The 15,560-nt window shown below is 36.2% G+C and carries 15 protein-coding genes and 5 tRNA genes; 7 read left to right on the top strand and 13 right to left on the bottom strand.

Annotated features, from left to right (window positions below; all coding sequences use genetic code 11):
- The first annotated feature begins 137 nt into the window (after positions 1-137).
- Positions 138-851 (top strand): DNA-binding domain-containing protein, encoded by a 714-nt coding sequence (locus ACHZAX_RS18445; protein ID WP_124993571.1) that lies wholly within the window; start codon positions 138-140, stop codon positions 849-851.
- Between the two features lie 271 nt (positions 852-1,122).
- Here ACHZAX_RS18445 and ACHZAX_RS18440 read toward each other — a convergent pair whose 3' ends face one another.
- On the bottom strand, positions 1,123-2,865 hold the full coding sequence (locus ACHZAX_RS18440; protein ID WP_320020106.1) for an endonuclease: 1,743 nt from the start codon (positions 2,863-2,865) through the stop codon (positions 1,123-1,125).
- Between the two features lie 53 nt (positions 2,866-2,918).
- Here ACHZAX_RS18440 and ACHZAX_RS18435 point away from each other — a divergent pair, with 53 nt between their 5' ends.
- Complete coding sequence (locus ACHZAX_RS18435) at positions 2,919-3,080, top strand: hypothetical protein (protein ID WP_320020105.1); 162 nt, start codon at positions 2,919-2,921, stop codon at positions 3,078-3,080.
- Positions 3,081-3,111: 31 nt separating this feature from the next.
- Here ACHZAX_RS18435 and ACHZAX_RS18430 read toward each other — a convergent pair whose 3' ends face one another.
- From ACHZAX_RS18430 to ACHZAX_RS18395, 8 genes are all read right to left on the bottom strand, one after another.
- Positions 3,112-4,551, bottom strand: a complete 1,440-nt coding sequence (locus ACHZAX_RS18430; protein WP_320020104.1) for an MFS transporter — start codon at positions 4,549-4,551, stop codon at positions 3,112-3,114.
- A gap of 34 nt (positions 4,552-4,585) precedes the next feature.
- Positions 4,586-5,329 (bottom strand): phosphatase PAP2 family protein, encoded by a 744-nt coding sequence (locus tag ACHZAX_RS18425; protein ID WP_320020103.1) that lies wholly within the window; start codon positions 5,327-5,329, stop codon positions 4,586-4,588.
- Positions 5,330-5,468: 139 nt separating this feature from the next.
- Complete coding sequence (locus ACHZAX_RS18420; protein ID WP_101310279.1) at positions 5,469-5,771, bottom strand: GIY-YIG nuclease family protein; 303 nt, start codon at positions 5,769-5,771, stop codon at positions 5,469-5,471.
- Positions 5,772-5,867: 96 nt separating this feature from the next.
- Positions 5,868-5,941, bottom strand: a tRNA-Asn gene (locus tag ACHZAX_RS18415).
- A 46-nt stretch (positions 5,942-5,987) separates the two neighbouring features.
- Positions 5,988-6,070 (bottom strand) — tRNA-Asn (locus ACHZAX_RS18410).
- A gap of 47 nt (positions 6,071-6,117) precedes the next feature.
- A tRNA-Asn gene (locus tag ACHZAX_RS18405) sits at positions 6,118-6,200 on the bottom strand.
- Positions 6,201-6,247: 47 nt separating this feature from the next.
- Positions 6,248-6,321 (bottom strand) — tRNA-Asn (locus tag ACHZAX_RS18400).
- Positions 6,322-6,367: 46 nt separating this feature from the next.
- Positions 6,368-6,441: transfer RNA gene (locus ACHZAX_RS18395), tRNA-Asn, on the bottom strand.
- A gap of 371 nt (positions 6,442-6,812) precedes the next feature.
- On the opposite strand from ACHZAX_RS18395, the gene kbl reads away from it, so the two are divergent.
- Both kbl and ACHZAX_RS18385 read left to right on the top strand, forming a co-directional pair.
- Entirely contained in the window at positions 6,813-8,003 is a 1,191-nt protein-coding gene (gene kbl / locus ACHZAX_RS18390) for a glycine C-acetyltransferase (protein ID WP_320020102.1), read from the top strand.
- A gap of 86 nt (positions 8,004-8,089) precedes the next feature.
- Positions 8,090-8,749, top strand: a complete 660-nt coding sequence (locus ACHZAX_RS18385) for an outer membrane beta-barrel protein (RefSeq protein ID WP_320020101.1) — start codon at positions 8,090-8,092, stop codon at positions 8,747-8,749.
- On the opposite strand, the gene ACHZAX_RS18380 is transcribed toward ACHZAX_RS18385, so the two are convergent.
- From ACHZAX_RS18380 to ACHZAX_RS18365, 4 genes are all read right to left on the bottom strand, one after another.
- Positions 8,746-9,360 (bottom strand): deoxynucleoside kinase, encoded by a 615-nt coding sequence (locus tag ACHZAX_RS18380; protein ID WP_101310276.1) that lies wholly within the window; start codon positions 9,358-9,360, stop codon positions 8,746-8,748. The genes ACHZAX_RS18385 and ACHZAX_RS18380 overlap by 4 nt on opposite strands.
- Positions 9,361-9,440: 80 nt before the next feature.
- Complete coding sequence (locus ACHZAX_RS18375; RefSeq protein WP_320020100.1) at positions 9,441-10,055, bottom strand: deoxynucleoside kinase; 615 nt, start codon at positions 10,053-10,055, stop codon at positions 9,441-9,443.
- A gap of 98 nt (positions 10,056-10,153) precedes the next feature.
- Positions 10,154-10,924 (bottom strand): hypothetical protein, encoded by a 771-nt coding sequence (locus ACHZAX_RS18370; protein ID WP_320020099.1) that lies wholly within the window; start codon positions 10,922-10,924, stop codon positions 10,154-10,156.
- A gap of 6 nt (positions 10,925-10,930) precedes the next feature.
- Positions 10,931-12,442 carry a GH3 auxin-responsive promoter family protein gene (locus ACHZAX_RS18365; RefSeq protein WP_320020098.1) on the bottom strand — a complete coding sequence of 504 codons (1,512 nt, stop codon included), beginning with the start codon at positions 12,440-12,442 and terminating at the stop codon, positions 10,931-10,933.
- 134 nt (positions 12,443-12,576) lie between these two features.
- Here ACHZAX_RS18365 and ACHZAX_RS18360 point away from each other — a divergent pair, with 134 nt between their 5' ends.
- The 3 genes from ACHZAX_RS18360 to tyrS all read left to right on the top strand — a co-directional run bounded on the left by ACHZAX_RS18360 (position 12,577) and on the right by tyrS (position 15,539).
- Positions 12,577-13,119 (top strand): CvpA family protein, encoded by a 543-nt coding sequence (locus tag ACHZAX_RS18360; RefSeq protein WP_320020097.1) that lies wholly within the window; start codon positions 12,577-12,579, stop codon positions 13,117-13,119.
- The gene (locus tag ACHZAX_RS18355) at positions 13,119-14,147 is read left to right on the top strand and encodes a DUF3667 domain-containing protein (RefSeq protein ID WP_101310271.1); all 1,029 of its coding nucleotides are present in this window, start codon (positions 13,119-13,121) and stop codon (positions 14,145-14,147) included. The genes ACHZAX_RS18360 and ACHZAX_RS18355 overlap by 1 nt, the downstream gene beginning before the upstream one ends.
- A gap of 99 nt (positions 14,148-14,246) precedes the next feature.
- A complete protein-coding gene (gene tyrS, locus ACHZAX_RS18350; protein ID WP_101310270.1) occupies positions 14,247-15,539 on the top strand; it encodes a tyrosine--tRNA ligase in 1,293 nt (430 codons plus the stop codon).
- Positions 15,540-15,560: the final 21 nt, after the last annotated feature.

Here is a 15,560-nt window from a genome sequence, read left to right as displayed (position 1 = left end):
ATGCAGAGTACATGTTTTGATTGGAGGACTGATATAGGTGTTCAATAACATAATAATTTAACTGTTCCTGTCTTGGTTTTGTTTAAGAAGAATCGGAACTTTTAACTTGTTAATTATATTAATTAAATCACATTATTATGAGTAAAGTAAATGTATGGTTATACGATAACCTGTTGACTCCCGACCCCAATGATTTCTACGGAAAAGTTAAGCCTCAGGGTACACTCCGCAATAACGATATCGCCGATGCTATGATAAAGGAAGGCACCGAATACCAAAAGGAAACCATTTTAAATATCCTCGATCGAAGCGACCGGATTAAAGTCTCTAAATTGGTTGAGGGATATAGCATTAATACAGGCGTATGTTACAGCCATATTGGTATAAATGGTGCTTTTCACGGAGCAACAGATCGTTTCGATCCTAATGAGCACCGCATTACAGCATCTTTTACCAGCAGTACTGCTTTGCGCGAAGAGTTAAAGAAAACACAAGTAGAGATTATTGGAGCAGCCACTACCGAGCCCGTTATCGGGAAAGTAATCGACAATTTAACTAAAGCAGAGGATAGCACGATTACGCCCAATAATGTAATTGTTATTAAAGGAAACAGAATTAAGATTGCAGGAGACGATTCTGGTGTAGGTGTTTATCTGGTAGATCAGGGTACCAATACGCGTTGCAAATGTGAACAAATCGTAACCAATGAGCCAAAACAATTGATGGTAATGCTTCCTGATCTGCCGGCAGGTAATTACATTTTAGAGATTGTGACACAATATTCATCTAATAACTCTACCCTAAAAGAGCCCAGAACTACACCCTTTGAGCATGTTCTGATTGTAGAATAGACCAACTGAGATTGAATACATTTTATCCGGACAGAACCATCTGTCCGGATTTTTATTGATGACTAACTCAAACCTTTCGTTGTGGTAGTCTGCCATGTGTACAGGTGGTGACCTTCCACGTATGAGAGTGGTGGTCTCCCACCTGTACAGGTGGCGGTTCGCCATCAGGAGGGGTGGTTGTTTCGGATCTTAAAGATATTTAGAGTCCTCTACCCAAAAAAAAAAGACTGTTCCATACGAGAACAGTCTTAATTAATTAGAATTTTACAACTTATTGTTTTAGTAATTTTTTGGTAATTCGTTTTCCGTCGAAAGTAACAAAGGTCACAAAATACATCCCTTTTGGCAATTTACTAATGAATATTCTTGTATCAGGAGATTTTATTTCCATGATATTTCGCCCGGTTAAGTTCGAAATATACATCGATTCCACATCATCCATATTTTTCAACCGGATTTCATTCACGGCTGGGTTCGGGTAGAATGATGGAATTCCATCGGTATGTAAATCATCAATTCCGGTAGGGTTTTCGGTAGTGAAAGACCAGTCTGTAATGGAACTGATACCTGCAAAAGCTATGCTGTTTGAACTTACAAATGCATTATTATCAATGTTAATGTAATATTCGGTTCCTGTTTCCAGATCATCGGATAAATCAATACTTACTTGAGTCCCACTATAAGTGACAGATGCATCTGAAGCAAATATTTCCTCTACTGCAGTGCCATTGGTTTTAATATAAATTTTACCATTTCCAGCTTGTACATTTTTATCAAAAGTAATTTCCAGATCAGTGCTTACGGGAACATTTTCGCTGTCGTCAGCCGGAGTAAATCCGGTAATTGCAGGAGGAGTGTAGGTTGCAGTGAAATTCCATACCGTTTTATCCGAAATTCCATCAAAAGAATTCGAGGAAGCATCTGTAATTACACCGTTCTCAATTACAACATAGTATCTAACTCCTTCTTCGTATTTAGCTTCAGAGTTTATTAACAGCTGGTTGCCTGAATAAGTTAATCTGGCACTTGGAATCGTTAGTGTTTCAAAAATTGTTTCGTCATTGTATCTTTTGATAGTTACACTGCCTGTCCCTTCTTTTATATCTTCATTAAATTTGATAATGAGATTTGTTGTTAAAGAAACTCCAGAAGACTCATTAACAGGAGATAGTTCGGCGATAGCAGGGCTATCTGTATCGGGTGGCCAAACTTCGTCAGCCCATTCGGGATGATCAATAAATGGATTTCTATTGCCTTGAATCGTATAAACTTTTTCGTTTCTTTCTTTTTCTGTATCGTCAACCGGATCCTGTGTATTCCAGACTAATAAGGTGGATAGTTTGCCAAAGAAAGGAGCAGAGTAATTATCCATGCTGTAAGTCATGTCATTGGTCATTTCCAAATCAGGATCACCATTTTCTCCTTCGTAACACACAGCCATGTATAATATCATTCGGGCTATGTCGCCTTTCACAGCATCGCGGGGTTCCCAGGAGTCTCCGTCAAATTTACATTCTGCAGCTTCAGAATGAGCTGTTCCACCATTGTCAAAAAACTTATTGCTTCGATCTGTATTTACACTTCGGTCGCAGGCTCTAAGATGGTGAATATCGGTTCCTGCACCCCGATCGGTTCCAAAGTCCCCGTGAGATTTTGCCCAGATGTGTTCTCTGTTCCATGAATCAGGATCATTACTTACTCCATCATCTTGTCTTGTTTTCACTTCACTTCTTCCGGTATAAATTAGAAGTACATTGTCTGTATTATTTGGATCTTCATCAGTAATCTTAAGCGCTTCCCAAACATTGTATTGGTCACCGGCATCTTTAGTTGTATAGGGCAGTTCGGTGTGATTTCTAATAATTGAATGCAATGCAGTCTTCAATTCACCACCTGTTTTTCCGGCAGCGTTTTGGTAGTATTCTTCAATAGAAATCTGAGCTGTTGCTGCAACTGCAAAAGCAACAAAAACAGAGAGGAAAAATAAAATTTTTACGTGTAGAGTTCTTATCATATAATATGCCTTAACATGTTATTAATTTGGTTGGGTAGCATAAAAATGGTTGAGTGGTTTTTTTAGTACGAATAAATCAGCAAAAAGTGACTTTATTTGTTGATTTATTTCGTCTGCAAATTAAAAAATATAATGCAGAAGTCCTTGCTAATCTCAATAGTTTTGATGAAGAAGACAAAAAAAATCCCACCGGAGTGGGATTTGTTGTTTTGTAATCAGCAATATGATGACCTTAATTGTGATCTATTATGCTTTCTTGTTCAGCAGTAATCTATCGTAAAAATAGAGAGCGATAACAGAGAAAAATCCGATAGCCAGTATCACATACCATATATTTGAAGGGTTATAAGTATTCCAAAGATATTGAGTGAGCTGATTTTGATCCATTCCCATAAGTTCACCTGCTTTGTTGAAATAATCAGTTGCACTAAAATCCTTCGATATTTCAGGAATTTGCAGCCCTCTTGCAGCAACTTCACGAATTAGTAAAGTTACTTTGTCGGACATGTTTCCATATACATTTCCTGATATAACACCACCTAAAGTACTGCCCGCAAATACTGGTAAGAATGAACAACCCATGTAAAGTCCAACTTTATCTTTAGGAGCTATTCTTCCAATGTATTCTGTGATTTTTGGCGAACTGGCCATTTCTCCAACCGAGAAGATGAAGATTGCAAGAATCACGAAAAGAACGTTTTGTGTAAGTAGGGTGAGTCCCATTCCAATTGTACAGATAAGGATTCCGCCCATCATTGCCTGCAGAGGCTTCCATCTCATCACGATTGTAGAGATGACAATTTGGAAGATGATAATAAACATGGCATCGAAATTCGTGATGAATTCTGCATCTATTTGTCCATTCGTGCCATAAGTTTCTGTTACAGCAGGTATAAAACTTTCGAAGAAGTGATAAACGCTTGAAGTATCTACCCATTGGGCAATAAATACTGGCAGTGTGAAGAATAGTTGATAGTACATACTCCAAAATGCAGCAACCAAAAGAAGGAAAATTACGAATTTAATATCGCTGAGAGCTTTGCCGATATTGCTGAATACAGTAGCGATTGCAGCTCCAATGGATTCATTTTTAACTTCACGCTCGGGTTCTTTGTAGAATAATATTAAAATAAAATTGATTAAAATGATACCAGCAGATATGTAAAAAACAGTTGTGTATCCACTGTCTTTGTAAGCAAGAGTAACTAATGGCCCAATAAATGCGCCAATGTTAACCATCATATAAAAAATTCCAAAGCCAATCGATGAGGTTTCTTCGTTGGTAGTTTTTGCAACCGTCGCTGAAATAATTGGTTTGAAAAGTGCGGCACCCAATGCTAAGTAAAGGTACATGGCAAATACTCCGGCAAATGTATCAAAAAGTGGAAGCGCTATAAATGCAGTGCTGTAAATAACAAACGAAATACCTAAAACCAGCTTGTATCCGTATTTATCGGCAATTGCACCTGTAATTACAGGAAGGAAGTAAAGAATTCCTGTTCCCACCCCCATAATAGTTCCTTTTTCAGCCTGAGATAATCCCAGTGCGCCGATGTCGGTTGATCCGGTAAGGTAATTTGCAAAAAGCATGAAAAAACCATACCATGCCCATCTTTCGAATAGTTCTATGGAGTTTGCAACCCAAAAGGTTTTCGGGAATTTTTTAAAGACACTTGTTAAGCTCATAATATTGGGTTTTGGGTTGTATAAATTTGTTTGGTTAAAATTTGATTACAATTCCATTTCCGTCGAAAATGACAGATTGGTTTTTTCTTTTGTGAAAATAAAGGCCTGCAAAATAGCCAATTCCTCCTCCTAAAACAACATCGGAAAACCAATGCTTGTTCCGGTACATTCTTGCAAAGCTCACGGAGGCTGGAATCACGTAAATCCATTTGCTGTATTCTTCGGCGAAAGGAGTGAATACTGCCCAGGATACAAAAGCGTGTCCGGAAGGGAATGATTTTGTTTCGTTGCTGGTTCCTCCAAAAGCATCAAAATGCATATTTCCTCTGTTTAATGATGGTCTGGATCGACCGGCTATTATTTTTGTACCTTCGGTTAAAATTGCAGCAGTGATTAAAGCTTTTCCCGAGTTGAGCGCAGTAGTTGACAGCCTTTCATCCTTAATTGCTGTGCCAATAATCCAGGTCGCAAATGTGGCAGGTGCAATGTATTTCTTCTCACCAAATTCATTAAAGATATTGGTGTAGGAATCTAAAAAGGAATTTTGATTTAATTTTAAGCGCTTGTTCGCCCATTCGTCGAGTAAAAATGAGGTGCCTAATAATCCACCAAACACCAATAGATTTTCTTTATTAAAAACCTTTTTGCCTAATCCAGGATTTAGCCGGGTTTTAGGAAATGTAACTGTTGTATCAATTTTTACCTGAGCATATCCATAAATTGGGATACTTAAAAGCAGGATCAAAAAAAGACATATCGGTAATGAATAGTGTTTCAAAGCGTAGAATTTTTCAATTCCAACAAAAATAGATGAAAATTTTGGATCGGAGTACCTAAAAAAAGAAAAAGCCACCCGCAATGGATGGCTTTCTGCTCCCTCTCCAGGACTTGAACCTATCCCGACTCGTCGGGACTGATTAACAGTCAGGTGTTGATGATATTAAAAGATCACCAAACATTTGTTCGCCTATCTGCGGATCCAGTAATTGTTCGAGATATTTTCGGCTTTTCATTTTCTTAATTTTTCGTTCAATTTTTAAAGCAAGAGTTTTGTTGTTACCAACTTTAAATGCTTTTTTAAGAATCCATGGTCTGTGTTTAGAAGTGTAACTTGTTCGTATGGGGTTGTTATGCATGAAAATCCGCTTGGAAACATCTTCGGTATATCCTAGATAGTATTTGTCTGATGAAGGAGAGTATAAAATATATATGAAAAACATATAACTAAATTAAGGAAATTTTGGATCTGGAGTCACTTTTGCAGGGAAGAAAAATTAAGGATACGAAAAAAGCCACCCGCAATGGATGGCTTTCGGCTCCCTCTCTAGGACTTGAACCTAGGACCCTCTGATTAACAGTCAGATGCTCTAACCAACTGAGCTAAGAAGGAATACTCTGCTAAAATTGTTTTGAAAGCATTTAGCTTGCTTTTTTTGTTCCCTCTCCAGGACTTGAACCTATCCCGACTCGTCGGGACTGATTAACAGTCAGATGCTCTAACCAACTGAGCTAAGAAGGAATACTCTGCTAAAATTGTTTTGAAAGCATTTAGCTTGCTTTTTTTTGCTCCCTCTCCAGGACTTGAACCTATCCCGACTCGTCGGGACTGATTAACAGTCAGATGCTCTAACCAACTGAGCTAAGAAGGAATACTCTGCTAAAATTGTTTTTGAAAGCATTTAGCTTGCTTTTTTTGCTCCCTCTCTAGGACTTGAACCTAGGACCCTCTGATTAACAGTCAGATGCTCTAACCAACTGAGCTAAGAAGGAATACTCTGCTAAAATTGTTTTGAAAGCATTTAGCTTGCTTTTTTTGCTCCCTCTCTAGGACTTGAACCTAGGACCCTCTGATTAACAGTCAGATGCTCTAACCAACTGAGCTAAGAAGGAGTATAACTTCCAAATTTTCTTCTGAGTTGCACGAATGACGTACATTCTGGAGGAAAATTGCGATGCAAAACTAATAGGATTTGTTCAATAATACAACATCTGCCGGAATATTTTTTCAAAAAAATGATTTTTTAATCTGAATTTGACTTGTTGCTATCTGTACGTAATGGCTATATGATTGTTTTTCAAGGATTGAGTTTTGCAGGATGAGTTGGTCTGAAAGGAAAATTATTTGGTTAAAAACGGAATTGGATAATAAGCAGCAACAAAAAAACAGTTTTTGAAAAACTCAGAAGCGAAATTTTATTGTAATTTTGGCTTGGAATTTAGGAACATATTAAACACCTAACACATATAAACAACAAACACTCATGTACGGAAAATTCAAAGATTACTTGGCAGAGGAAATTCAGTCTATTAAAGATGCCGGCTTGTATAAAAACGAAAGAGTTATAACAACCCCACAAGGTGCAGAAATTAAAGTAAATACAGGTAAAACAGTATTAAATTTTTGTGCGAATAACTATTTAGGTTTGTCTTCCAATCCCCGGGTTATGGAGGGAGCTTCAAAAGCGTTAAAATCGCATGGATATGGAATGTCGTCTGTTCGTTTTATTTGTGGTACAACCGATATTCATAAAGAATTGGAAGAAAAGGTTGCGGCTTTCTTCGGAACTGAAGATACTATATTGTACGCAGCAGCTTTTGATGCAAACGGCGGTGTTTTTGAACCATTATTCGACAAGGAAGATGCGATTATTTCTGATGAGTTGAATCATGCTTCGATTATTGACGGGGTTCGTTTGTGTAAAGCGGCCAGATATCGTTACAAGCATGCTGATATGGAAGATTTGGAGGCTCAGTTAAAGATCTCTCAGGCGCAGCGTTTTCGTATAATTGTTACCGACGGAGTTTTCTCAATGGACGGAGATATTGCGAAATTGAATGAAATTTGTGATTTGGCGGATAAGTACAATGCATTAGTAATGGTTGATGATAGTCATGCTTCCGGTTTTATTGGTGATACCGGCCGGGGAACTCACGAATACCATAATTGTATGGATCGTGTTGATATTATCACAAGTACATTAGGAAAAGCATTGGGTGGAGCTTTAGGCGGATTTACAACTGGTAAAGCAGAAATTATCGATCTTTTACGTCAAAGATCCCGTCCGTATTTATTCTCGAACTCGCTTTCTCCTGTAATTGTAGGAGCTTCTTTAGCAGTATTCGAAATGTTAACCGAATCTACAGAATTGCGTGATAAGGTAATTTCAAATTCTAAATATTTCAGGGAAAGATTATTGGCTGCAGGTTTTGATGTAAAACCATCCGAGTCGGCTATTAATGCTTTGATGTTGTACGATGCAGTACTGTCGCAACAATTTGCAGCTAAATTATTGGAAGAAGGTATTTATGTGATCGGATTTTATTATCCGGTTGTAGCGAAAGGACAAGCAAGAATAAGAATTCAACTTTCTGCTGCGCACACAAAAGAGCATTTGGATAAAGCTTTGGCTGCTTTCATTAAAATTGGAAAAGAATTAAAAGTAATTGAGTAAATTCAATTTAAGATAAGGAAATGGGAGCCAATTTGGTTCCCATTTTTTTGTATTTTAGTGGCTGATAAATTAAAAAAATAGAATTGATGAGGTTTAAATCTATTATATTTTCCCTTTTGGCAATTGGTATTTGTTTTGCAGGGAAAGCTCAATATTACAAGGAAAAGGAATTGTTAGTAGGGGCTTCAGCAGGCTATCAGTATCCTTTGGGTGATTTTGGAGATCAAGCAAAAGGAGGACCAGCATTTAGGGTAACCGGTCAGATGATGCTGAATAAAAAAATAGGCGTAGGTGCCGAGATTGCTTACAGTATATTAGGACAGGATAATTTTTGGAATGGCAATCATTTTGGAAACTACGATGTGAATTACAATATTGCATCGGTACAGTTTAAAGGATCATATTTTTTTGATAGTTGGGATCGGGATTTTCGACCGTACACATCGCTTGCTTTTGGTTATTTCCATTATCAAAACAGCATTAGCTTTATTTCGACATCGGTTGGGAACTTAAATCAGAAGAGAACAATTAAAGAAAACAAAGTTGGCTTAACACCAATTATTGGCTTTTTGTATCATCTTTCCGAGGATTGGAGTTTTGATATGAATTTGAGATACACTTATATTCCGGATTTCCCGGAAACTGTAACTGCAAAAGATGAAAATGGAGATCCGTATCAATATTTTCTTGGATTTGATAAGATCTCTCTTCCAGAATTATCAATCGGATTGTTTTACCGTTTTTAAAACAATCCGTGAATTTGAGCCTCTACCTTATCCATAATGTTGTTTAAATCTTCAGGATTATCCAGAAAATCAATATTGTCGGCATCAACAATCAATAGTTTGCCACGATTGTAATTCTGAATCCATGTTTCGTATCTGGTGTTCAGGTTTTTTAAGTAATCCAGACGGATGGTTTCTTCGTAATCGCGGCCTCTTTTCTGAATTTGATTCACCAATGTAGGAACAGACGACCGCAAATAGATTAGCAGATCAGGAGCTTGAACCATTGATCCCATTAATTCGAACAGGTTGTTGTAATTTTTAAAATCGCGTTGCGACATCAAACCCATATCAAATAAATTAGGAGCAAAAATCATGGCATCTTCATAAATGGTACGATCCTGAATTACATTTTTTCCCGCTTTACGGATTTCCATAATTTGGTTGAACCGACTTTTTAAAAAATAGATTTGAAGATTGAACGACCATCGTTTCATGTCGTCGTAAAAATCATTTAAATAAGGATTTTCATCTACATCTTCATAATGAGCCTCCCAGCCATATTGTTTTGCAAGCAGTTCGGTAAGGGTAGTTTTACCGGAGCCAATGTTTCCAGCTATTGCGATATGCATGTTTAGTAATTATGAGTTATGAATTAAGAATTAACAATTACGGATATGAACTCATAAATTGATAATTCATCATTTATAATTTAAAAGAGTCCGTTTAGCTGAGCATCAATTTTGTTGATTACTTCACTTAAGTCTTTAGGGTTTTTCAGGAAATTAATGTTGTCCACATCAATAATCAGAAGCTTGCCATTTGCATAGCCCGATATCCATGCCTCATAACGCTCGTTTAAACGCTTCAGATAGTCTAAGCGAATGGTTTCCTCATAATTACGGCCACGCTCCTGAATATGACTTACCAGCGTAGGAATGCTTGCACGCAAATAAATAAGCAGATCCGGTGGCTGAATTAATGAACTCATGATATTGAAAAGAGACAGATAGTTGTCAAAATCTCTTCTGGGCATTAAACTCATCGATTCCAGATTAGGAGCGAAAATATAGGCATCCTCGTAGATGGTTCTGTCCTGAATGATGTCTTTCCCGGATTTGCGTAAGGCCAAAACCTGATTGAAACGACTATTTAAAAAATGAATCTGAAGAGCAAACGACCATCGCTTCATATCATCGTAAAAATCATTTAAATATGGATTTTCATCAACATCTTCGAAATGAGCTTCCCATCCGTAGTGTTTAGCTAATAATCCCGCTAGTGTAGTTTTACCAGCTCCAATATTTCCTGCAACAGCAATGTGCATATTTATGTTTACTTTGTGTAAAAAAGGCAACTAAAATTAAGAATATTTTTCAGGAATTCAATTGGAAAAAATACCAATAAGCTGCAGTCTGTTTTTAATCAGAGGGTTAATGCTTTAATTGATATTGATTTTTTATTAGAAACATACAAATTGTTGTTTCGGATGATAAGTTGAGAATCTTTTAAATCTTCTAAACTGAAAATTAATTTGTCTTCTCTGGACATTGGCTGAAAGGAATAAATTCCTGATTCAGTTGTGTATAGAAGTGTGTTCTTGGATATTTGGAAGTTTTTGATGCCCGGTTGTGGAATTTTTTTCTTGAATTGGCCGTTCCGATCCAGATTCAGAATTCCCATTTTCGGATAAAGGAGGTACAAATCGTTGTTGTATTCCAGCATTTTATCAGGAATACAATCCTGATAAAAGGAGTTCAGTAAGCTGCTTTGATTTATTATTTTGCCAATGTCCGAAATATGAATTGCCTGATTGTCATTTGAGTTATACATCCAAAACCCGCCATTTGCAGAAGTGCAAACCAATTCGGTTTCGTTATCCGAAAATTCAAATAAATCAATTTCGCCGCCAATTTCTGCCAGATTACGGTCCAGAAATAATATTTGATTAAAATCATTGTAAAAAATCAGTATTCGAAGGGGGTTCGAGACATCAATATGACAGATAGAACCCAGCATGGAATTAGAGAAAACGGCCAATTTCTCTCCCTTCGAATTGAATTCCATTAGTTCGGACTTATTCACGACAAATATATTGCCCAGGTGATCAACCGAAATAAAATCATGAACCTGATTGATCTGAACATTATTTTGAGATGGAAACAAAAGAGATATCCAAAGAAGGAATTGCAGCATAAATGATTAGTTGTTTTTTTGTAGTAGTTCCTCAATTAAATCACGATTATTTGAAAGTCGGGGCACTTTATTCTGACCGCCCAATTTTCCTTTTTCTTTCAGCCACTGATAAAATAAACCAGGTTTAGCGATGGTAATGTGTGGTTTCTCAAGGGTAATGTTTTTGTATCTTTTTGCCTCATAATCAGAGTTTGCACTCATTAAGGCATTGTCTAATATGAAATTGAATTCGTCAATGTTGCCGGGTGCTTTTTCAAATTCAATTAACCATTGGTGAGCCCCTTTTTGATTCGATGCCATAAACACAGGAGCGGCTGTATACTCTTTAATGATTGAATTGGTTTTTACGCAGGCTGTTTGAATTGCCTTTTCGGCATTGTCAATAATTAATTCCTCACCAAAGGCATTGATGAATAGTTTGGTTCTGCCCGAAATCTTAAATTTAAACGGGGCTTTTGATGTAAACCGGATGGTGTCTCCAATTTGATAACGCCACAATCCTCCGTTGGTTGTAATAACGATTGCGTAGTTTGTATGAAGTTTTACCTCTTCCAGACTGATGGCTCCTGGATGATCATTGGCCAAACATTCAATAGGAATAAATTCATAATAAATACCGTAATCCAACATCAAAAGCAGTGAATCATCTAAAGGATTATCCTGAATTCCGAAAAAACCTTCGGAGGCGTTATAGGTCTCCAGATAGTTCATATTTTGAGATGGTAACAATCCTTTAAATTGTTCACGGTAAGGGTCGAAACTAACACCTCCATGAACAAAAAGTTCAAGATTAGGCCATATTTCGTGAATGTTGTTTTTGCCTGAAGCATTTAAAATATGTTTTAACAGAACCAAAAACCAGGAAGGTACACCAGATAAACTGGTTACATTCTCATTCAGTGTTGCTTCTGTCATTTTATTCAGTTTTTCTTCCCACTCATCCATTAATACGATAGATGTATCAGGTGTTCTTATAAAATCAGCCCAAAATGGAAGATTTTGAATTAGAATAGCTGACAAATCACCATAATAAGAATCATTTTTGATATTGTTAATCTGATGACTTCCACCAAGTGTTAATCCTTTCCCTTTAAAAATACCGGTTTCGGGGAACAGAGAAGTATAGATGGCTAAAATGTCTTTTCCTCCTCGAAAGTGACAGTCTTCCAAAGCTTCTTTACTTACCGGAATAAATTTGCTTTTCGAATTGGTGGTGCCTGACGATTTGGCAAACCATTTTATTTCGGAAGGCCAAAAAATATTTTGCTCACCATTCCTAAGTCTGTTAATGTAAGGTTCAATATCTTCATAGGTTTGAACCGGCAATCTATCTTTAAATTCAGAAAGTGTGCGAATACTTTTAAAGTCATACTTTTTTCCCCATTCAGTATTCGAAGCTTGTTCGATTAATTGCGTAAGGGTTTCTTTCTGAGTTTCAATCGGATGATTTTTAAAAAAATCGATCTGAGAGAATCTTTTCGTATTCAGCCAACTAACAAGAGAGTTTATTAAAGCCATATTTGAATAGTTTACTGATTTAAATATAAAGAAATTTTAATTGAGGTCTTGTTTCTTATCTAAATATTATGCTCAGGTTATGTTGGTTTTTACTTATATTTGGTGATCATTGTCAAATTAGAAACGCATTACAAATGAATATTCTCGATATATTGATAGGTATTCCATTGCTTTGGGTAATGGTTAAAGGTTTTAAGAATGGTTTCATCTTTGAAATTGCTACCTTGATTGCTTTAGTATTAGGGATCTATGGAGCCATTCATTTCTCCGATTTTACAGCGCAATTCATAAGGGATCGTTTTAATTACGACTCCGAATATATGGGATACATTTCATTTGGAATCACATTTATTGTCATTGTAATTATTGTTCATATCATTGGCAAGCTTCTCAATTCACTTGTTGAAGCTGTTGCTTTAGGGATGTTTAACCGAATTTTGGGAATGGTATTTGGTTTAATGAAGGGCATTATTATAATCGGTATTATTGTATATTTTGTTGATTATTTAGATCGGAAATTTGAATTTATTTCAGATGAAAAAAAAGATGGAAGCTACTTATATAAGCCAATGACAACTGTTTCGGAAAAGATGTTTGAATTGTTTGATTCAGATTTTAGTGATACGAAAGAAAAGATTAAGGAAAAAGTGAAAAAAGAACTCCCTCTTGAAGTCTGATGAAAGAAATAATTAAGAAATGCATCCAAAAACTTCCCAAAAGGAAAGTTTTTCATTTTGAGGGGTTTTGTGCCAATTGCGAACATCCGGTTAATGGTAGTTTTTGTTCCAATTGTGGTCAGTCGGTAAAAGATTTTCACAGACCTTTTTTTAGTGTCTTGTCCGAATCCCTTGGAGATGCTCTATCGCTTGATAATAAATTTCTTCATACGATAGTGCCTCTGTTTGTTCGGCCTGGTTATCTTACCAAAGAGTTTATGAGAGGGAAAAGAGCCAGATATACGCCACCTTTTCGACTGTATCTATTTCTTACTTTTTTTGCATTTTTACTGCTTTCCCATAATCACATGCCCGAAACCCAGGCAGAAAAAAACTTTACTTTTACAACAGAGGAAGGAAAAGATGTTGATGTATTATCCTATTTCGAGGATATGGTTGATGAAAATAAAAACCAGGTAGATAGCTTGGAGTCAGATTCTTTGACCAATTCAAAATTAAAAAAAGGATTGTTTAACTTAAATATTAGTCAGGATACTGCACAAACGGCGCAATCAATTACTTTTGGCGGAAAGGGAGGGAAGAATAACAAGTTCGGAAATTCAGATGTAAAACGTGTGATTGACATGTGGAAGTTAAATCCTACCTTGATGATGGATAATGTCTTTAAAAAGTTATCACAAACTTTGCTGATTATACTTCCGGTATTTGCTTTGTTTTTGGCACTGTTCTACATCCGAAGAAAGCATTATTTGTTAGAACATTTATTAATATCACTTAATTTTCATTCTTTTATTTTTGTGATTGTGATTGTTAGTGAACTGTTGATAATGACGAAATTAGAATTTGTTCATCAGTTTGCTTTTTATTTGTATTTATTGATTCCCATACAACTTTTTCTGGCCTTGAAATTTTATTATCAGCAATCATGGATAAAAACAATTGTGAAATTTTTTATGCTTTCTTTTATCTATAATATTTTACTGATATCGGGGATTTTATACAGCTTGATTTCACTAGTTGTTGAATAGAAAAAATTACAGCATAATAAAATGGTAAAATTCTTATCTTTGCCATTCAAATAGAAAATTGATAATTAGATTCCTATCAGGAAATTAAATACAGAACAAATGAATTTTATTGAGGAACTCCAGTGGCGGGGCATGATTCACGATATGATGCCTGGAATAGAAGAACAACTTGCAAAAGAACTAACATCAGCTTATGTAGGAATTGATCCTACGGCAGATTCACTGCACATCGGACACCTTGTTGGTGTAATGATGTTAAAACATTTTCAGGTATCGGGACACAAGCCAATTGTATTGGTAGGAGGAGCAACCGGCATGATCGGAGATCCTTCTGGTAAATCTCAGGAAAGAAATTTACTGGATGAAAAAACTCTTCGTCACAATCAGGAATGTTTGCGTGCGCAACTTTCCAAGTTCATGGATTTCGATTCAGACGCCGTAAATGCTGCCGAAATGGTGAACAATTACGATTGGATGAAGGACTTTACCTTTCTTGATTTTATTCGTGATATTGGCAAACACCTTACTGTGAATTACATGATGAGTAAGGATTCTGTAAAGAAAAGATTAAGTGCTGATTCTAAATCAGGAATGTCTTTTACCGAATTTACTTACCAATTAGTGCAGGGAACTGACTTTTTGGAACTTTACCGAACTAAGAACTGCAAATTGCAGATGGGTGGTTCCGATCAGTGGGGAAACATTACTACCGGAACAGAATTAATTCGCCGAAAAGAAAGTGGTACTGCTTTTGCGATAACTTGTCCGCTGATTACTAAAGCAGATGGTGGAAAGTTTGGAAAAACAGAATCAGGAAATATTTGGTTAGATCCTAAACGTACTTCGCCTTATAAATTCTACCAATTTTGGCTGAATACCTCTGATGAAGATGCCGCGAAATACCTTAAAATATTCACACTTCTTCCGAAAGAAGAAATTTTTGCTCTGATAGAAGAACATCAGGAAGCTCCTCATATGAGAAAATTGCAGCAACGGTTGGCTAAAGAGGTAACTATCATGATCCACTCCGAAGAAGATTACAATACAGCAGTTGAAGCATCTCAAATTTTATTTGGAAAAGCCACAGCTGATGTTTTGAAAAAATTGGATGAAGAGACATTCTTATCTGTTTTTGAAGGAGTACCTCAGTTTACTGTTAGCAAATCTGAATTTGACAATGGCATTGATATTTTAGAATTATTGGCTGTTAAAACAGATGTATTTCCATCGAAAGGAGAATTAAGACGACTTTTTAAAGGCAATGCAATCAGTATTAATAAGGAAAAAGTAGATAATCCGGAGATGTTAATTACAAAAGAACATTTAATTGCAGATAAATATTTTTTGGTTCAAAAAGGTAAAAAGAATTATTTCCTTGTAGTTGCTTGCTAGTTTGCTAGCTATCAACTATTT

This window comes from Labilibaculum manganireducens (genome assembly GCF_963665805.2).
GTDB classification, from domain to species: domain Bacteria; phylum Bacteroidota; class Bacteroidia; order Bacteroidales; family Marinifilaceae; genus Labilibaculum; species Labilibaculum manganireducens.
Note: the sequence above shows the minus strand (reverse complement) of the source record. Positions and strands in the feature narration are given on the sequence as shown.